Consider the following 17,477-nt stretch of genomic DNA (forward strand, 5'->3'; position numbering starts at 1 on the left):
TGAGGGCACGAATGGCGTTGGCCAGGGTACGCTGGCTCGGTTTCGGAATCGGTTGCAGGTTGGACATTTCTTGGGCTCTTGTTGATTTTTATTTCAGTCCCTGGCGCTTATCCCGACCAGACTTCATGCAGGCGCGGCAGCCCTGGCCCTAGAGGCCGGTCAGTGCCCTGTTCGCCGCCTCGACGGCGCTGATCCGCTCGACCTTCGGACCGGAGCGCTCGGCTTCGAAGTCGGACTCGAGAAAGATTTTCACAATGCTCTTGGCCAACTCGGGACCGATCACCCGTGCACCAATGGACAGGATCTGCGCATCGTTGCTCTTGCGCGCACGCTCGGCCGAATAGGTGTCGTGGGCCTGGGCCGCACGCACACCCTTGATCTTGTTCGCGGAAATGGCCATGCCGATACCGGTGCCGCAAATCAGGATACCCAGGCGATGCTCCCCGCCACCCACGGCCGTCGCGACCGCGGCGGCGATATCCGGGTAAAGCACGGGGCTGGAGGAGTAACAGCCGAAATCCTGGAGCCCGTAGCCCAGGCTTTCGATATGGAGCTTGAGCAGCTCCTTGAGCTCGTAGCCGGCCTCGTCGCTGCCGACGGCTACCGAAAACAATGTGGTTGCATCCATAAATTTTCCTCTGCTGCCCGACAGAAGCACAGACAGCGATCAAATGATCACTCAATGAAATTTTGCACAAGTATTAGCCCGCTAGAAACAGAGGAGTGTCAAGCTGTTTTTTGAATGATCCGTTGCCATAACAGCCATCACCCATTGAAAAGCACCAAATAACAGAAAGCCTCGTTGACACATACCAGGGATTTGCTTTAAACATATGATCACTCGCCGATCATTTGATCGACTTGATCTAACAAGAAAATCAGCAAGAGGACACCCCGATGGCTACGCCATTACTGCTCCAGGCTGAACATGTCGCCAAAGCCTATGCAGGGATCCCCGCCCTGCGCGACGGGCGCCTCTCTCTCCGTGCAGGTAGCGTGCACGCCTTGTGCGGCGGCAACGGTGCGGGCAAATCGACCTTTCTCAGCATTCTCATGGGCATCACCCAGCGTGACGCCGGCAGCATCCTGCTCAATGGCCAACCGGTGCATTTCCAGCGCCCCGGCGAGGCGCTGGCCGCCGGCGTGGCGATGATCACCCAGGAGCTGGAACCGATCCCCTACATGACCGTCGCCGAGAACATCTGGCTGGGCCGCGAACCCCGCCGCGCCGGCTGTATCGTCGACAGCAGGGAGCTGAACCGGCGCACCCGCGAATTGCTCCACAGCCTGGAGTTCGAGGTGGACGCCACCAGCCCCATGCATCGCCTGAGCGTGGCACAGATCCAGTTGGTGGAAATCGCCAAGGCCTTCAGCCACGACTGCCAGGTGATGATCATGGACGAGCCGACCTCGGCCATCGGCGAACGCGAGACTGAAACATTGTTCAAGGCCATCCGCCGCCTGACCGCCCGCGGCGCCGGGATCATCTATGTATCGCATCGCCTGAGCGAGCTGGCGCAGATCGCCGATGACTACAGCATCTTCCGCGACGGCGCCTTCGTCGAAAGCGGACGCATGGCCAATATCGACCGCGCCCATCTGGTACGCGGCATCGTCGGCCAGGAACTGCAACGCATCGATCACAAGGTCGGCCGCGAATGCACCACGCAGAACTGCCTGGATGTCGAAAACCTGAGCCGCGACGGCGAGTTCCAGGACATCAGCCTGCAACTGCGCCAGGGCGAGATTCTCGGCATCTATGGCCTGATGGGCTCGGGCCGCAGCGAGTTCCTCAACTGCCTCTACGGCCTCACCGAGCCCGACTCGGGGACGGCCACCCTGCAAGGCCGGCCCCTGCCGATCGGCGTACCGGCGGCCACCATCCGCGCCGGCATGTCGCTGGTCACCGAGGATCGCAAGGACAGCGGCCTGGTCCTCAGCGGCAGCATCATGGCCAACATCGCCCTCTCGGCCTACAAGCAGCTATCGAGCTGGTCGGTGATCAGCGCGCGCAAGGAAAACGAACTGGCCCGCAGCATGGTCAAGCGCCTGCAGATCAAGATTTCCTCCCTCGACCTGCCGGTGGCGTCCATGAGCGGCGGCAACCAGCAGAAAGTGGTGCTCGCCAAATGCCTGTCGACCCAGCCGATCTGCCTGCTTTGCGACGAACCGACCCGGGGCATCGACGAAGGCGCCAAACAGGAGATCTACCACCTGCTCGACGAGTTTGTCCGCGCCGGTGGCGCGGCCATCGTGGTCTCGTCCGAAGCCCCGGAACTGCTCCATCTGAGTGATCGCATCGCGGTATTCAAAGGCGGCCGACTGGTCACCGTCAGCACCGATACCGCTCTTTCCCAGGAAGCCCTGTTGAGTCTCGCCTCATGAACAGTAAAATCCTTGCCGCCCCTGCCCCCCTTCCCGTAGCCGCGACCGGCCGCCCGCGCGCGCGCCTGCGCCAGGCCATGGACCGCTTCGGCCTGCCGCTGGTATTCATCCTGCTGTGCATCGCCATGGCCTTTGCCAGCGAATACTTCATGACCTGGCGCAACTGGATGGACATCCTGCGCCAGACCTCCATCAACGGCATTCTCGCCGTGGGCATGACCTACGTGATCCTGACCAAGGGCATCGACCTGTCGGTCGGCTCGATTCTCGCCTTCGCCGGCCTGTGCAGCGCCCTGGTGGCGACCCAGGGCCACGGCCTGCTGGCGTCGGTCAGCGCCGGCATGTTCGCCGGCGCCATGCTTGGCGTGGTCAACGGCTTCATGGTCGCCAACCTGTCGATCCCGCCCTTTGTCGCGACGCTGGGTATGCTCAGCGTCGCCCGCGGCATGACCTTCATCCTCAATGACGGCAGCCCGGTCACCGACCTGCCCGACAGCTACCTGGCCCTGGGCATCGGCAAGATCGGCCCGATCGGCGTGCCGATCATCATCTTCGCGGTGGTCGCGCTGATCTTCTGGATGGTCCTGCGCTACACCACCTACGGCCGCTATATCTACGCGGTGGGCGGCAACGAAAAAAGCGCGCGCACCTCGGGGATCGGCGTGCGCAAGGTGATGTTCTCGGTCTATGTGGTCTCGGGGCTGCTGGCCGGTCTGGCCGGTGTCGTGCTCTCGGCGCGAACCACCTCCGCCCTGCCCCAGGCGGGTACGTCCTATGAACTGGACGCCATCGCCGCCGTGGTGATCGGTGGCACCAGCCTCTCCGGCGGCACCGGGAGCATTGTCGGCACACTGTTCGGTGCCCTGCTGATCGGCGTGATCAACAACGGCCTGAACCTGCTCGGGGTATCCTCTTATTACCAACAGGTCGCCAAGGGGCTGATCATCGTGTTCGCCGTACTGATCGATGTCTGGCGCAAGAAAAAACGCTGAGCCAGGCGTTGCTCTTCGCCCCCGTCAAACGAACGACAACCTATAAGCAAGCGTCTGCCCAATCGAAAACCCGGGCCGGATCCGACCCGTATGGAGTGTATGCAATGTCCAATTTCTGGAACCAGGCGTTCGACCTCAACGGCCGCTGCGCCGTGATCACCGGTGGCGCCGCCGGTATCGGTCTGGCCTGTGCCAGCCTGCTGGTGGAGCGCGGCGCCAGGGTCGCCCTGCTGGATCGCGATCCGGCGGTGGTCGAGGTGGCAGCCGGCCTCGGCGCCGGGCATATCGGCCTGGCCGTCGACCTGCGTCAGCTCGACCAGGTGCAGACCGCCGTCGACCAGGCCGCCGCGCACCTCGGCCGGCTGGATTTCCTGGTCAACAGCGCGGGCGTCGCCCTGCTGGACAAGGCCCTGGACGTCGACGAAAGCGCCTGGGACACCACCCTGGACATCAACCTCAAGGCCAGTTTCTTCGTCGCCCAGGCCTGCGCCCGGCACATGATCGGACAAGGCACCGGCCGCATCGTCAACCTCGCGTCCCAGGCTGCCGTGATTGGCCTGGACCGGCATGTGGCCTACTGTGCCAGCAAGGCGGCGGTAGTCGGCATGACCAAGGTGCTGGCCATGGAGTGGGCGTCCCATGGCATCAACGTCAACGCGGTATCCCCGACCATCGTCGAGACGGCCCTGGGCAAGAAGGCCTGGGCCGGCGAGCTCGGCGAACGGGCCAAATCGCAGATCCCGGTCGGACGCTTCGCCCAGCCGGAAGAAATCGCCGGGCTGGTGCTTTATCTGCTCAGCGACGCAGCGAAGATGATCACCGGCGAGAACGTCGTGATCGACGGCGGCTACAGCATTCAGTAATCGGCTCAGACCTTACAAGAACAAGGAAACACGCCATGAATCGAGTCATCAACGATCCGGACCAGGTAGTCGAGGACATGCTCAAGGGCATCCTCGTGGCCCATCCGGAGCTGGCCCAGTACGAAGCCAACCCACGGGTCATCGGCAAGCGCACTCCTTCGCCAGAGGGTCGGGTGGGGATCGTCACCGGTGGCGGCTCCGGCCATGAACCGGCCTTCCTGGGTTATGTCGGTCCAGGACTGGTCGATGCCGTGGCCGTCGGCGAAATATTCTCCTCGCCCACCGCCAAGAGCTTCTTCGACGCCTTCCGCGCCGCCGACCAGGGCGCCGGGGTCGCCTGCCTGTACGGCAACTACGCCGGCGACAACATGAACGTCAAGCTGGCGATGAAAATGGCCGCCAGCAAGGACATGACCATTCGCACCGTGGTCGCCAACGATGACGTGGCCTCCGCCCCGCCGGCCGATATCGCCAAGCGTCGCGGGGTCGCCGGGGAAATCTTCATGTGGAAAGTCGGTGGCGCCGCCGCCGCCCGGGGCTACGACCTCGACGGCGTGATCCGGGTCGCGCAGAAGGCCGTCGACCACTGCCGCTCCATTGGCGTGGGCCTGACTCCGTGCGTCATCCCGGCGGTGGGCAAGCCGAACTTCCAGATCGCCAATGGCATGATGGAACTGGGGATCGGCCATCACGGCGAACCGGGGATCGAGGTCATACCCGTCGAGTCCGCCGCGGCCATGGCCGAGCGCATGCTCGCACCGATTCTCGCCGACCGCGACTTCAGCCGGGACGACAGCGTGGTGGTCCTGGTCTCCGGCCTGGGCGCCACGCCGGTGATGGAGTTGTATATTTTCTATGCCGAAGTCGAACGCCTGCTCAAGGCCAAGGGCCTGCGGGTTCATCGCTGCTATGTCGGCAATTACTTCACGTCCCTGGAAATGATGGGCGTCACCCTGACCCTGCTCGGACTCGATGCCGAACTGACCACCCTGATCGATCAACCGTGCCGCTCCATCGGCCTGTCGCAGTCGGAGTAAACCATGAGCCAGCATTTCTCCAGCAGCACCGGCAGCGCCATCGTTACCAACCTGGTCTCGGTGATCGTCGCCAACCGCGAATACCTCAGCGAAGTGGACGGTGCCATCGGCGACGGCGACCACGGCATCAACATGGCCAAGGGCTTCTCCCGCTGCGGCAAGAGCCTTGAAGGTCGCCAACTGTCCCTGGCCGACGCGCTCGACGAGCTGACCCTGGCCCTGATGGAAGGTATCGGCGGCTCGATGGGGCCGCTCTACGGCAGCCTGTTCATCGGCATGGCCGACGAAGTACGGGGCCGCGCCGAGATCGATGGGGCCAGTTTCGCCCGGCTGCTGCGCGGCGGCCTCACGTCGTTGCAGGACATCACCGATGCCGGTGTCGGCGACAAATGCCTGATGGACACGCTGATCCCCTCCGTGGAAGCCTTCGAACAGGCCCATGCCAGCGGCGCTTCGTTCCAGGATGCCCTGGGCCAGATGAAAAGCGCGGCGTCCCGGGGCCGCGACTCCACCCGCGACCTGGTGGCGAAAATCGGTCGGGCCAGTCGCCTGGGCGAACGCTCCCTGGGCGTGCTGGATGCCGGTGCGGTGTCCTGCTGCCTGATCCTCACCAACCTCGCCGAATCGGTCGAGGCGCAACTGCTCGACTGAGCATCCAGCCCCCCCTGACCGGGCGCTCGTCGAGAAGCGCCGGTCAGGGCACTCTTGAGCCCTTCACGCGAGTTTGCGAGTCGCATCGTCCAGCGCGAGGATGGTGTAGGCGTTGGACACGGTTGTCGCCAGGGTATTGATCACCCCGGAACGCAACGCGCCGAGCGTCGCCGCCGCCTTGGTATTCTCGCTGGCAATCGCCACGACATCGGGAATCCGCGCCAGCTCCTGGACCGACAGCCCGATCACCCGCCCCTGCATGGTGTTGACCGCCGGCTGGCCATGGATATCGATGAAGTCGTACCCCATCATGTCGCCCACCGTACCGGACAGTCGCGCCTGGGCGATCTCCTGGGGAGAGAACCAGCCCATGCGCACCATGTTGCTGTTCTCGCTCATGTCGCCGATGCCGATCAGCGCGATATCGGCACGACGCGCCCGATCCAGGGTCGAGCGCACCGTGTCGTTGTTGATCAGGGCGCTGCGCAACTCGTGGTTTGCCACCAGCGCCGGGGCGTAGAGGGTTTCGCTTTCCGCACCGAAGCGCAGGGCAAGCCGACGGCAGATGTGGTCGGGATTCATGTATTCGCCGGCCTTGAGCGAACCGCCAATGGCGCAGACGAACGTGCAGTTGCGCGTCACCGGCAGGAACACGTTTTCAGCCACGGCGCCGACATTGCGGCCCATGCCGACGGCGACGATCATGCCGTCGTCCAGGGTCTTGTTCAGGTAGTGGGCCACCAGGCTGGCGACCGCGGAACGCTGGGCATCCGGGTCACCGTGATCGACGGCGATCAGTGCCCGATCCAGCTTGAAACGCTCGACCAGCGTCTGCTCCAGCTCGCTGTTCATCGCCGGGTGCTGCAGTACCCGCACTTCGACGATCCCTTCGTCGCGCGCGCGCTTGAGCAGCCGGCTGACTTTTGCCCGGGACAACTCGAAACGCTTGGCAATAGCCTCCTGCGTGATGTTCTCAAGGTAATAAAGCATGGCAACGTCCGTCATCAGATCGATGTCACTGGGGCCGCGCTGTGCACTGTCACTCATGAGAGCTTCCATTTCCGCATCAAAAACACATTGTCCCCATTCGATGCGGGTCAAGTCCAGTGGCGAGAGGGGGAAAAACGGTCGTGGCCCGCCACTCGATCCCGCGGGACAGGCCACGGCTGGCCGGCCTGTCCCGCGGGATCGTTGCCTGAGCCCTCTACACCCAGCGTTTGAACAGCACGCTGGCATTGACCCCGCCGAAACCGAAGCCATTGGACAACGCGTACTCCATGGTCAACGGCCGCGCCCCGCCGCGAATCAGGTCAAGGCCTGCAGCGGCCTCGTCGGGGTTGTCCAGGTTGAGCGTGGCCGGCGCGATCTGGTCGCGCAAGGCCAGAACTGTGAAGATCGCCTCGATCCCGCCGGCGGCGCCCAACAGGTGGCCGGTGGCGGATTTGGTCGAGCTGATGGCCGGGCCGTCCAGCGTACCGAACAGCGCCTTGATCGCCGCCATCTCGCCCTTGTCGCCCACCGGGGTCGAGGTGGCGTGGGCATTCAGGTGGCGAACTTGAGCCGGCTCGACACCGGCCTGGCGCAAGGCCTGCTGCATCGAACGACGAGCACCGTCGCCGTCTTCGGGGCCGGCGGTCATGTGGTAGGCATCGGAGCTGGTGCCATACCCCACCAGTTCGGCCAGGGGCTTGGCGCCACGGGCCAGGGCATGTTCGAGTTCCTCGATCACCAGCAGGCCGGCGCCCTCGCCCATGACAAAACCATCGCGGGCCTGATCGAAAGGCCGCGAGGCACGCTCCGGTGTGTCGTTGAAATCGCTGGACAGCGCCCTTGCCGCGGCGAAACCGGCCAGGCTGACGCGGTGGATGCAGGCCTCGGCGCCACCGCAGATCGCGACATCGACTTCTCCCGCACGGATCATCCGCGCGGCGTCGCCGATTGCCTGGACGCCGGCCGCGCAAGCGGTCACCGGTGTACCCAGCGGCCCCTTGAAACCGTAGCGGATCGAGACATGCCCGGCGGCCATATTGCCGAGAAACGACGGGATGGTGAACGGCGACAGGCGCCGCGGGCCCTTGCTGTCGGTGGTGCGCACCGCCTCGGCAATGGCCGGAAAGCCGCCGACACCAGTGGCGATGATGGTCGCCGTGCGTTCCCGCGCCTCGTCGGTATCTGGCGCCCAGCCGGCCTGGGCCAGGGCTTCATCGGCGGCCGCCAGGGCGAACAGGATGAAGCGGTCCATCTTGCGCTGCTCCTTGGCCGCCAGCAGTTGGTCGGGATCGAAGCCGGCCTGCGGGTCCTGGAGGCGGTCCGGCACCTGGCCACCGATGCTGATCGACAGGTCGCCGATCAGCTCCGGCGGCAGCGGCCGGATCCCGGACTGTCCGGCCAGCAGGCGCTGCCAGGTCGGTTCGACGCCGCAGCCCAGTGGGGTCAATGCGCCCATGCCCGTGACAACGATGCGTTTGTTCATGACAATCCAACTCCTTCAGGTGATTGAGCGAGGTATTGGCTTATGGACGCTACTATCATCATGAAAGTAACATACTCACCGGACAAAAATCCGCTCGCCCGACAGGAGCCACCATGCAACGCAAGACCCTGATCCATGCCGAATGCCCCATCGCCCGCAGCCTTGAACGGGTTGGCGAGTGGTGGAGCATCCTGATCATGCGCGACGCCTTGCAGGGCCTGAAACGCTTCGACGAATTCTCCCGCAGCCTGGAGATTGCCCCGAACATGCTGACCCGGCGCCTGAATGCGCTGGTGGAAGACGGCCTGCTCGAGCGCGAGGCCTACAGCCAGCGCCCGCTGCGCTACCAGTATGTGCCGACCGCCAAGGGCAGGGATTTTCGCGTGGTGATCCTGGCCCTGGTGGAATGGGGCAATCGCCATTACGCACCGGAGGGCGAAAGCGTGCAGATCGTCGAACGCGACAGCGGCCGGCCATTGCACCTGATGATGGCGGATAGCGCCGATGGCCGTCCGGTGCCGCTGGAGCGCAGCACCGTGCAGGCCGGACCGGCGGCCAGTGAAGGAATGCGTCAGCGACTGGCCGGCGGCGAATAGGCAAAGATCAGCTCGATCCCGATGCCGTTCGGGTCTTCGACGAACAGTTGGTGTTCCGCCAGGTCGGGGACCACCCGCTCGTCAAAGGGCAGGCCGAGGTCGCGCAGGCGTTGGCGCATCCCCGGCAGGTCGCTGCAGCGAAAGGCGATGTGATCGAGCGCGCCTGTTCCCCCTCCACCGACACGGGCGCCCAGATAAGCCTCCAGCGCGGAGTTGCCGCGGTCCAGGTCGGCGATATGCAACAGTGCCCGTTCTCCCGCGTAGAGCCATTGGCCCGGGAACGGAAACGCCGGGCGCCAGCCCACTTCAAGGCCGATGGCATCGCGAAAGAACGCCACCGTCTCGTCGACCCGCGAGGTACGCAGGGTGAAGTGATCGAGATGCTGGATCGTCATAGTGCCCCCAGTTGCTTCATCAAGATCAGGTTGTCTTCAAGGTGCCAGTCGGCGGCAATCTTGCCGTTTTCGATCTGGTAGATATCGAAGGCGATGAAGTCCACCACCTGGCCGCTGCCCTTGCGCTCGCCAAAGGTCCCGGTGAAATGCCCGCGAAAGCGCAGCTGCGCGCTGACCCGATCACCGGCGACGATCATTTGCACGACTTCGCACGTCAGGTCGGGGACCGCGGCCCGAAAGGTCCGGGAAGCCTGCAACGGCCCCTCAGGCCCCTGCTGGCGCCCGGCAGGCAGGGTGTGATCGACGAAGTTGTCCGCCAGTGCCGTACGGGCCAGGGCTTCGTCACCCGTGTGCCAGAACGTGTCATAACGCAGGGCCGCGGTCTGCGCAAGTTTCAGTTGGGCGGCTGGCAGGCTCTTGTCGGCTGCCAGCACGCCCGGCCTCACCAGGTCGGGAGTAGCGGCGCTGGCCAGGCCCGAAAGTGCCAGGGCGATGAACGTACCCGTGATACGGGTGGTGAGACGGCGGGACAGGGTTGAACGTGGCATGGTCCAGGGCTCCATTGAGGGGACTGATCGGGGAAATCGGACGTGGACGCCGCCAGTTGGCAGCCCGTCGCCCGATCGCTGGACACCACGTTAATCATTCGGCCCTGCCTTGATAATCGAGCCTTGATCGAAAATCCATTTCGGTATTTCCGAATAATCAGCCCGAATGGCCCGAGTCGTTTTTACGCGTTGCGACCTCGTCAAAAAAAGGCATTGTGCTATCTCGAAAGCCGATGTTATGTTTATAACAAGGTCAGAACAAATGACACAAACATAACAACCCCCATGCTGGCGCGCCGATATGTCCACGGAAAAGAACAGCTTTCTTCAAGTGCTGGAACAGCAGTTCTCCAGCCTGACCCCCACCGGCAAGCGCATCGCCAGCTACCTGCTGGGCAACCCTGAGCAACTGCCGTTCGAGTCGGCCGACAGCATCGCGCAGCAGGCTTCCACCACGGGGATTTCCGTGGGGCGCTTCCTGCGCTCGCTGGGTTACCAGAACATCGATGAGGTCAAGAAGAGCCTGCGCGGCGAAGCACCGAGCTCATGGCTGATCACCGACCGGATTGCCGCCTTTCGTGCCGAGACCAACCAGGAAGATGCCCTCGACAGGTCCATGAGCCGCGAGCTCGAGGCCATCCAGCATGCCTATGGCCTGGCACGCAGCGAGGCTTTCGCCAGGATCGTGCAACGCATCCATGAAGCCGATGCCGTGTTCATTCTCGGGATTCAATCCACCCGCGGGATTCTCACGGCGTTCCACAGCCACCTCGAATACATTCGTCCCAAGGTCTACTACGTCGATGGCCTGTCGGGGATCTACGCCGAAACGCTGAACTCCGGCTTCGCCAATCCCTACGCCATCATTGCCGACTTCCGCGCCTACTCCAGCGTGACCCAGGCCTTCTGCAACGCAGCGATCGACAACGAGTTGGCCACGGCCCTGATCACCGACCTGCAATGCCCCTGGGCGCGAGACTACCCGCTGGATCTGCTGCAACTGAAAACCGATGTCGGGCAGTTCTGGGACTCCCCTGCTCCACTGGCCTGCCTGTTGAACCTGGTGGTTTCGGCGGTCGCGGAGAAATACGGCGAGCGCCTCGACGAGCGCCTGGCCAGGAACCGTCAACTGCAAAAAGCCTTCGGCCAGTTCGAAGGCTGACCCACCGCCTCGCCGAATCCCACTGGAGTGTTTGCGTGAACGACAGCCCCCTTGTAGAGATTGATGCCCAGCGCTATCAGGTGCAAATCGACCTGATCTACGCCAGTGCAGACAACCTGGCTGGAAAAGTGATCTACCCGACGGCCCGCTGCCTGCTGCATCGCCGCGCCGCCGAGTGCCTGGACAAGGCCAGCCGACTGGCGCGCCTGGCCGGATTGACCCTGCGCCTCTATGACGCCTACCGCCCGCCCTACGCTCAGTACCTGTTGTGGGAAGCCTTGCCGAACAACGACTACGTGCGCGACCCGCACCTGGGCTCCCATCACAGCCGTGGCGTGGCCGTGGACCTGACCCTGGTGGGCAGCGATGGCGAGCCGTTGGACATGGGCACCGCCTTCGACGCCATGGAAGAACGCTCCCATCAGTTCTACCCCGACCTGCCCGCCGATGTGCAACGCAATCGCCTGCTGCTGCTGGGGATCATGCTCGGCGCCGGGTTCCAGGCCATCGATACCGAATGGTGGCATTACGAATTACCGAACGCCGACGACTACCCATTGCTGGAGGAGGATTGAGCCACCGTCCCGAGAAACCCGATCCACGCGCAACGCCAGCACCGACGAAACCGCAGAGTTTCGCAAGCGACACAGCACAGCCCGCCCCGGTGTGGCTGAGAACAACAATAACCCGCATGACTTACGTTTCACCTGCAACTGCCCGGTTATAGCTTTTATAAAAAACCTGACGAACTTCCATACATCGAATGATCAAGGAAACCGGCATGAACCCAACGAACACCGTGACCCGCAACCCCTCTTCCGGCACTGGCAAACTGCTGCTGACCGTCCTGTGCAGCGCCTTGAGCCTGGGGGCCTGGCAGGCTGCCACGGCGGCCGTGCCCCAGGACACGCTGGTCATCGGCAAACCGGCCGATCCGCAGACGCTGGACCCGGCCGTGACCTTCGACAACAACGACTGGACCATCACCTACCCGTCGTACCAGCGCCTGGTCGGCTACAAGGTCGAAGGTGACAAGAGCAGCACCGAAGTCCAGGGCGACCTGGCCGAGAGCTGGACCGTATCCCCGGACAACCTGGTCTGGGAATTCAAGATCAGGCCCGGCAACAAGTTCGATGACGGCGCCCCGGTGGATGCGGCCGCGGTGAAGTTTTCCTTCGACCGCCTGATGACCCTCAAGCAGGGGCCATCGGGGGCCTTTCCGGAAGACATGGTGGTGACCGTGGTCGACCCGCAGACCATCCGTTTCACCCTGAAGACACCGTTCGCGCCATTCCTCTTCACCCTGGCCCATAACGGTGCCTCGATCATCAACCCGGCGGTGATGAGCAAGGGCGCCGACGTCAATGCCTGGCTGTCCAGCCACACCGCCGGCTCCGGGCCCTTCCGCCTGAGCAACTGGCAGAAAGGCCAGTCGTTGACCCTGGAACCGAACAGTTATTTCGCCGGCCCCAAACCGGCGCTGAAAAGCGTGGTGATCAAGATCATCGCCGAGCCTTCCGTGCGTCGCCTGCAGCTCGAACACGGTGACCTGGACATCATCGAAGACATGCCCGAAGACCAGCTCGGCGCGCTCGGCAAAAAGTCCGGCGTGGTGGTCCGGGAGTTCCCGTCGCTGCGGGTGACCTACCTCTACCTGAACAACAAGAAGGGCCCGCTGGCCAACGTCGATGCCCGCCGGGCGATCACCGAGGCCGTGGACTACAACGGCATTGTCAAAGGTATCCTCAAGGACAAGGCCAAGCTGATGAACGGGCCGATCCCGGACGGCATGTGGGCCTATGACAGCTCGCTGCCACCGATGAAACAGGACCTCGCCGGCGCCAGGGACAGCCTCGCCAAGGTCCCGCAGAAGATCACCACCCTGAGCTACATGTACTCGGACAAGGACCCCAACTGGGAACCGATCGGCCTGACCCTGCAAGCGGCGCTGGCCCCCCTGGGCATCAACCTCAAGCTGGAAAAACTCGCCAACGCGACCTTGCGCGAGCGCGTCGGCCAGGCCGACTTCGACATCGCCTCGGGGGCCTGGAGCCCGGACTTTGCCGACCCCTACATGTTCATGAACTTCTGGTTCGATTCCAAGATGCAGGGCCTGCAGGGCAACCGCTCGTTCTACAGCAATCCCGAAGTCGACCAGCTGATCCGCGAAGCGGCCTCCACCAGCGATACCGCCAGGCGCGTCGAGCTGTACCAGACGGCACAGAAAAAAGTGCTCAAGGACAGCGTCTACGCCTACCTCTATCAGAAGAGCTATACCTTGCCGATGCGTGATTCGGTCAAGGGCTACGTGTTCAACCCGATGCTCGAACAGGTCTTCAACCTGGGCAGCATGAGCAAGTAAACCTGCTCGCGCGCGCCGGCCTTGCGGGGGCGGCGCGTGTCTGATTCTCGTCGTTCGTGTGACTGAGGTGCCCGATGGCCTTCCTGACTCTGTTGCGCAAGCGCCTGCTCGGCCTGGTGTTGGTCGTGTTCGGCGTTTCGCTGATTACCTTTGCAATTTCGCACCTGATTCCCGGGGACCCTGCCCGACTGATCGCCGGCGACCGGGCCAGCGACGCGCTGGTGGCCGGTATCCGTCACCAGTTGGGCCTGGACCTGCCGCTGTATCAACAATACGGTCGTTACCTGATGGACCTGCTGCACGGCGACCTGGGTACGTCGATACGTACCAACCGTCCGGTGCTGGAAGACCTGCAGGCGTTCTTCCCGGCCACCCTGGAACTGGCGCTGGTGGCGCTGGTGCTGGCAATCCTGGTCGGCGTGCCGCTGGGCGTGCTGTCGGCGGTCTATCACAACCGGGCCATCGACCAGATCGCCCGCACCCTGGCGGTCACCGGTATTTCCACCCCGGCCTTCTGGCTCGGCCTGGGCGCGATTGTGCTGTTCTACGGCCAATTGGGCTGGTTGCCTGGCGGTGGACGGCTGTCCGAAGGGCTCGTCCCGCCACCGACCTTTACCGGTTTCTACCTGATCGACGCGTTGCTCGCCGGTAACGCCGGCCTGTTTCTCGATGCCCTGCAACACCTGATTCTGCCCGCCGCGACCCTGGGCTTCGTCACCCTCGGCGTGGTTGCCCGGCAGATCCGTTCGGCCATGCTCGATCAACTGGGCGAGGACTATATCCGCACCGCCCGTGCCTACGGCCTGTCGCGCTGGACGGTGATCCTGCGCCACGCCCTGCCCAACGCGCTGATCCCCTCGGTCACCGTGCTCGGCCTGACCCTGGGCGACCTGCTGTATGGCGCCGTGCTGACCGAAACCGTATTCGCCTGGCCGGGCATGGGCGCCTACGTGGTCAAGTCGATCCAGTCGCTGGATTTCCCGGCGGTGATGGGCTTCGCGATCCTGGTGTCATTCATCTATGTGCTGTTGAACATGGCCATCGATCTTCTGTACCGCGTGATCGACCCACGCATCGGCGAGGTGAATTGAAATGTCCGTCCCCCTGACCGCGGCGCGCGGCCCGCGCTGGAGCGAGAAACTCGCCTACCTGGCCTACCAGGTCCGCCGCAGCCCGCTGACCATGGCCGGCCTGGCGATCACCAGCATCGTCCTGCTGTGCATGATCTTCGCCCCCTGGCTCGCCAGCCACGACCCCAACGCACTGGACCTCACCGCGCGGCTTATGCCGCCGTCCGCCGAACACTGGTTCGGCACCGATGAAGTCGGTCGAGACCTGTTCAGCCGAGTCCTGTTCGGCAGCCAGCAATCGGTGGGCGTCGGCCTGTTCGTGGCCTTTGCCTCCTGCCTGATCGGTGGCCTGCTGGGCTGCTTCTCCGGGATCATCGGCGGGCGTTTCGACGCGCTGATCATGCGCCTGATGGACATCATGCTGTCGGTGCCCTCCCTGGTGCTGATCATGGCCCTGGCCGCGGCCCTGGGCGCCAGCCTGTTCAACGCCATGCTGGCGATCACCCTCGTGCGGATCCCGTCCTATGTGCGCCTGGCCCGCGGCCAGGCCCTGAGCATCCGCCAGATGGGCTACGTCAAGGCGGCCCAGACCTTCGGGGCCGGACGCTGGCACATGGTGCACTGGCACGTCGCCCGCAACGCCATGCCGCCGCTGCTGGTGCAACTGAGCCTGGATATAGGCAGCGCCATTCTCATGGCCTCGGCCCTGGGCTTTATCGGCCTGGGGGCACAGCAGCCCACCGCCGAATGGGGCGCCATGGTCGCCACCGGGCGCAACTACATCCTCGACAACTGGTGGTACTCGACCTTTCCCGGCCTGGCGATCCTGATCACCGCCACCGGTTTCAACCTGCTGGGCGATGGCGTGCGCGATCTGCTCGATCCACGGCAACAGGGGAAATGACCATGCACACCGCCACTCCCGTATTGCTCATCGACAACCTGAGCCTGGAATTCCCGGCGTACAAGAACAACGTCAAGGCCCTCAACGGCGTCTCGCTGCACGTCGATCCCGGCGAGATCGTCGGCGTGGTCGGCGAGTCCGGTTCGGGCAAGTCGGTCACCGCGATGCTCAGCATGCGCCTGCTGCCCGAGCGCAGTTATCGCATCACCGCCGGCAGCCTGAGCATGCTCGACCGCGACATGCTCGCCGCCTCGGAAAAGGAACTGCTGCAGATACGCGGCCGCGATGCGGCGATGATCTTCCAGGAGCCGATGACGGCCCTGAACCCGACCCGGCGCATCGGCCGGCAAATGCTCGACGTGATCATTCATCACCAGAAGATCAGCGCGACCGAAGCCCGTCTCAAGGCCATCGCGCTGCTGCGCGACATGCATATCGCCAGCCCCGAGCAGGTGCTGGAAAGCTACCCGTTCGAGCTGTCCGGCGGCATGCGCCAGCGGGTGATGATCGCCCTGGCGTTCTCCTGTGAACCGCAACTGCTGATTGCCGACGAACCGACCACCGCCCTCGATGTGACCGTGCAACGCCAGGTGCTGTTGCTGCTCAGGGAGAAGGCCCGGCAGAAAGGCACGGCCATCCTGCTGATCACCCACGACATGGCCCTGGTTTCGCAGTTCTGCGACCGGGTCTATGTCATGTACACCGGTGCCGTGGTCGAACAGGGCCGCACCGACGAGGTGATGGGCAATCCGCAGCATCCCTACACCCAGGGACTGCTCAGCGGCCTGCCGGAAATGGTCGAACCGGGGCAGCCCCTGATGACCATTCCCGGCCAGGTTCCCAACCTGGCTTCCCTGCCCGTGGGCTGCACCTTCGAGGAGCGCTGCCCCCACAGCATGCCGATCTGCGCCCAGCGCCCGCGCCTCAACCCCGTCAACGGCAATGAGCAACGCCGCAGTGCGTGCTGGCTGCCGGTCAAGGAGCTTTCGTGATGAACAGTGCCGTTATCTCCTCCCCTACGCAAAGGGCCCCCGACATTCTCCGGCTGGAGGATGTTCGCGTGCGTTTTCCGGTGAGCAACGACTGGCTGGGCCGGCCACGGGGCTACGCCCATGCACTGAACGGTATCGACCTGCAGGTCAGGGCCGGTGAAACCCTGGGCATCGTCGGCGAGTCGGGCTGCGGCAAAAGCACCCTGGCCCAGTTGCTGATGGGGCTGCTGGCCCCGAGCAGCGGCGAACTGAACTGGCCTCCTCGCCCCGACGGCAAGGCCAGGAGCAATGTGCAGATCGTCTTCCAGGACCCGCAATCCTCGCTCGATCCACGGTTGCCGATCTGGAAGATCATCACCGAGCCGTTGTACGCCCGTGGTCACGCGCCCCGCCAGCAGATGCGCGACATCGCCGCCCGGGTCGCGTCCCAGGTCGGCATCCGTCCGGAATACCTGGACCGCTTCGCGCATCAGTTTTCCGGCGGCCAGCGCCAGAGGATCGCGATTGCCCGCGCCCTCTCGTCGGACCCGGACATCATCGTCCTGGACGAACCGACTTCCGCCCTGGACATCTCGGTCCAGGCGCAGATCCTCAACCTGCTGGCGGAACTGCAACGGGCACGCAACCTGACCTACATCCTGATTTCCCACAACGTTTCCGTCGTGCGGCACATGGCTGACCGGGTGGCGGTGATGTACCTGGGGCAGATCGTCGAACTGGGCAGCGCTGCCCAGGTGCTTGAACAGCCGCGCCATCCCTACACCCGCCTGCTGTTCGAGGCGGTGCCACGCCTGGGCGTACCCTTGCACGCGGAGCAGGTGGCGGCGCCGACCGAGTTGCCGGGCAACCGTATCCTGCCGCAGGGCTGCTTCTTCCGTGAGCGGTGCGATTTGTGTACCAGCGGTTGTGAAAAACCGCAGGTCTTGCGGGGGGATGAACGACAGCAGACCAGGTGCCACTTACAGGCCTGAAACCGGCGAACGACAACGCCGGGGCGGCGGGCAACCGTCACTCCGGGCGATAATCGTTACGCACAATACCGCACCA

Annotated in this window: 18 protein-coding genes; 13 read left to right on the forward strand and 5 right to left on the reverse strand. The window is 64.0% G+C overall.

What is annotated here, in order from left to right:
• Positions 1 to 148: 148 nt before the first annotated feature.
• On the reverse strand, positions 149 to 628 hold the full coding sequence (gene rpiB, locus HX881_RS30630) for a ribose 5-phosphate isomerase B (protein ID WP_177088317.1): 480 nt from the start codon (positions 626 to 628) through the stop codon (positions 149 to 151).
• Between the two features lie 269 nt (positions 629 to 897).
• On the opposite strand from rpiB, the gene HX881_RS30635 reads away from it, so the two are divergent.
• From HX881_RS30635 to dhaL, 5 genes are all read left to right on the forward strand, one after another.
• On the forward strand, positions 898 to 2,385 hold the full coding sequence (locus HX881_RS30635) for a sugar ABC transporter ATP-binding protein (protein WP_177088319.1): 1,488 nt from the start codon (positions 898 to 900) through the stop codon (positions 2,383 to 2,385).
• Positions 2,382 to 3,377: an ABC transporter permease gene (locus HX881_RS30640; protein ID WP_017128301.1), complete on the forward strand. Its 996-nt coding sequence runs from the start codon at positions 2,382 to 2,384 to the stop codon at positions 3,375 to 3,377. The genes HX881_RS30635 and HX881_RS30640 overlap by 4 nt, the downstream gene beginning before the upstream one ends.
• 104 nt (positions 3,378 to 3,481) lie before the next feature.
• A complete protein-coding gene (locus HX881_RS30645) occupies positions 3,482 to 4,240 on the forward strand; it encodes an SDR family oxidoreductase (protein ID WP_017128300.1) in 759 nt (252 codons plus the stop codon).
• A 35-nt stretch (positions 4,241 to 4,275) separates the two neighbouring features.
• The gene (locus tag HX881_RS30650; protein ID WP_177088321.1) at positions 4,276 to 5,277 is read left to right on the forward strand and encodes a dihydroxyacetone kinase subunit DhaK; all 1,002 of its coding nucleotides are present in this window, start codon (positions 4,276 to 4,278) and stop codon (positions 5,275 to 5,277) included.
• Between the two features lie 3 nt (positions 5,278 to 5,280).
• On the forward strand, positions 5,281 to 5,928 hold the full coding sequence (gene dhaL / locus HX881_RS30655; RefSeq protein WP_017128298.1) for a dihydroxyacetone kinase subunit DhaL: 648 nt from the start codon (positions 5,281 to 5,283) through the stop codon (positions 5,926 to 5,928).
• Positions 5,929 to 5,991: 63 nt separating this feature from the next.
• Here the strand turns inward: dhaL and HX881_RS30660 are convergent, their stop codons facing one another.
• Complete coding sequence (locus tag HX881_RS30660) at positions 5,992 to 6,975, reverse strand: sugar-binding transcriptional regulator (RefSeq protein WP_017128297.1); 984 nt, start codon at positions 6,973 to 6,975, stop codon at positions 5,992 to 5,994.
• Between the two features lie 157 nt (positions 6,976 to 7,132).
• Complete coding sequence (fabF, locus tag HX881_RS30665; RefSeq protein WP_177088323.1) at positions 7,133 to 8,401, reverse strand: beta-ketoacyl-ACP synthase II; 1,269 nt, start codon at positions 8,399 to 8,401, stop codon at positions 7,133 to 7,135.
• A gap of 113 nt (positions 8,402 to 8,514) precedes the next feature.
• Between fabF and HX881_RS30670 the strand changes: the two genes are divergently transcribed.
• On the forward strand, positions 8,515 to 8,997 hold the full coding sequence (locus tag HX881_RS30670; RefSeq protein ID WP_017128295.1) for a winged helix-turn-helix transcriptional regulator: 483 nt from the start codon (positions 8,515 to 8,517) through the stop codon (positions 8,995 to 8,997).
• Here HX881_RS30670 and HX881_RS30675 read toward each other — a convergent pair.
• Positions 8,973 to 9,392 (reverse strand): VOC family protein, encoded by a 420-nt coding sequence (locus HX881_RS30675; protein ID WP_177088325.1) that lies wholly within the window; start codon positions 9,390 to 9,392, stop codon positions 8,973 to 8,975. The genes HX881_RS30670 and HX881_RS30675 overlap by 25 nt on opposite strands.
• Positions 9,389 to 9,940, reverse strand: a complete 552-nt coding sequence (locus HX881_RS30680) for an ester cyclase (RefSeq protein ID WP_177088327.1) — start codon at positions 9,938 to 9,940, stop codon at positions 9,389 to 9,391. The genes HX881_RS30675 and HX881_RS30680 overlap by 4 nt, the downstream gene beginning before the upstream one ends.
• Positions 9,941 to 10,241: 301 nt before the next feature.
• Here HX881_RS30680 and HX881_RS30685 point away from each other — a divergent pair, with 301 nt between their 5' ends.
• The 7 genes from HX881_RS30685 to HX881_RS30715 all read left to right on the forward strand — a co-directional run bounded on the left by HX881_RS30685 (position 10,242) and on the right by HX881_RS30715 (position 17,401).
• Positions 10,242 to 11,102, forward strand: a complete 861-nt coding sequence (locus HX881_RS30685) for a MurR/RpiR family transcriptional regulator (protein ID WP_017128292.1) — start codon at positions 10,242 to 10,244, stop codon at positions 11,100 to 11,102.
• A gap of 35 nt (positions 11,103 to 11,137) precedes the next feature.
• Entirely contained in the window at positions 11,138 to 11,677 is a 540-nt protein-coding gene (gene ddpX, locus HX881_RS30690; RefSeq protein ID WP_177088329.1) for a D-alanyl-D-alanine dipeptidase, read from the forward strand.
• A 206-nt stretch (positions 11,678 to 11,883) separates the two neighbouring features.
• Complete coding sequence (locus HX881_RS30695) at positions 11,884 to 13,464, forward strand: ABC transporter substrate-binding protein (RefSeq protein WP_177088331.1); 1,581 nt, start codon at positions 11,884 to 11,886, stop codon at positions 13,462 to 13,464.
• Between the two features lie 74 nt (positions 13,465 to 13,538).
• A complete protein-coding gene (locus HX881_RS30700) occupies positions 13,539 to 14,555 on the forward strand; it encodes an ABC transporter permease (RefSeq protein WP_017128289.1) in 1,017 nt (338 codons plus the stop codon).
• Position 14,556: 1 nt separating this feature from the next.
• Positions 14,557 to 15,438, forward strand: a complete 882-nt coding sequence (gene ddpC / locus HX881_RS30705; protein WP_177088332.1) for a D,D-dipeptide ABC transporter permease — start codon at positions 14,557 to 14,559, stop codon at positions 15,436 to 15,438.
• 2 nt (positions 15,439 to 15,440) lie between these two features.
• Positions 15,441 to 16,430 (forward strand): ABC transporter ATP-binding protein, encoded by a 990-nt coding sequence (locus tag HX881_RS30710; protein ID WP_425503551.1) that lies wholly within the window; start codon positions 15,441 to 15,443, stop codon positions 16,428 to 16,430.
• The gene (locus HX881_RS30715; protein ID WP_177088334.1) at positions 16,430 to 17,401 is read left to right on the forward strand and encodes an oligopeptide/dipeptide ABC transporter ATP-binding protein; all 972 of its coding nucleotides are present in this window, start codon (positions 16,430 to 16,432) and stop codon (positions 17,399 to 17,401) included. Before HX881_RS30710 ends, HX881_RS30715 begins: the two co-directional genes overlap by 1 nt.
• Positions 17,402 to 17,477: the final 76 nt, after the last annotated feature.

The organism is Pseudomonas gingeri, from assembly GCF_013386115.1.
Lineage (GTDB): Bacteria > Pseudomonadota > Gammaproteobacteria > Pseudomonadales > Pseudomonadaceae > Aquipseudomonas > Aquipseudomonas gingeri.

Bases quoted from the DNA above. Each gene is read 5' to 3' on its own strand.
- HX881_RS30715 (WP_177088334.1), top strand. From the start codon at position 16,430: ATGAACAGTGCCGTTATCTCCTCCCCTACGCAAAGGGCCCCCGACATT.
- dhaL (WP_017128298.1), top strand. From the start codon at position 5,281: ATGAGCCAGCATTTCTCCAGCAGCACCGGCAGCGCCATCGTTACCAAC.
- HX881_RS30670 (WP_017128295.1), top strand. From the start codon at position 8,515: ATGCAACGCAAGACCCTGATCCATGCCGAATGCCCCATCGCCCGCAGC.
- HX881_RS30635 (WP_177088319.1), top strand. From the start codon at position 898: ATGGCTACGCCATTACTGCTCCAGGCTGAACATGTCGCCAAAGCCTAT.
- HX881_RS30675 (WP_177088325.1), bottom strand. From the start codon at position 9,392: ATGACGATCCAGCATCTCGATCACTTCACCCTGCGTACCTCGCGGGTC.
- HX881_RS30700 (WP_017128289.1), top strand. From the start codon at position 13,539: ATGGCCTTCCTGACTCTGTTGCGCAAGCGCCTGCTCGGCCTGGTGTTG.
- HX881_RS30695 (WP_177088331.1), top strand. From the start codon at position 11,884: ATGAACCCAACGAACACCGTGACCCGCAACCCCTCTTCCGGCACTGGC.
- HX881_RS30645 (WP_017128300.1), top strand. From the start codon at position 3,482: ATGTCCAATTTCTGGAACCAGGCGTTCGACCTCAACGGCCGCTGCGCC.
- ddpC (WP_177088332.1), top strand. From the start codon at position 14,557: ATGTCCGTCCCCCTGACCGCGGCGCGCGGCCCGCGCTGGAGCGAGAAA.
- HX881_RS30680 (WP_177088327.1), bottom strand. From the start codon at position 9,940: ATGCCACGTTCAACCCTGTCCCGCCGTCTCACCACCCGTATCACGGGT.
- HX881_RS30650 (WP_177088321.1), top strand. From the start codon at position 4,276: ATGAATCGAGTCATCAACGATCCGGACCAGGTAGTCGAGGACATGCTC.
- HX881_RS30660 (WP_017128297.1), bottom strand. From the start codon at position 6,975: ATGAGTGACAGTGCACAGCGCGGCCCCAGTGACATCGATCTGATGACG.
- HX881_RS30640 (WP_017128301.1), top strand. From the start codon at position 2,382: ATGAACAGTAAAATCCTTGCCGCCCCTGCCCCCCTTCCCGTAGCCGCG.
- rpiB (WP_177088317.1), bottom strand. From the start codon at position 628: ATGGATGCAACCACATTGTTTTCGGTAGCCGTCGGCAGCGACGAGGCC.
- fabF (WP_177088323.1), bottom strand. From the start codon at position 8,401: ATGAACAAACGCATCGTTGTCACGGGCATGGGCGCATTGACCCCACTG.
- HX881_RS30685 (WP_017128292.1), top strand. From the start codon at position 10,242: ATGTCCACGGAAAAGAACAGCTTTCTTCAAGTGCTGGAACAGCAGTTC.
- HX881_RS30710 (WP_425503551.1), top strand. From the start codon at position 15,441: ATGCACACCGCCACTCCCGTATTGCTCATCGACAACCTGAGCCTGGAA.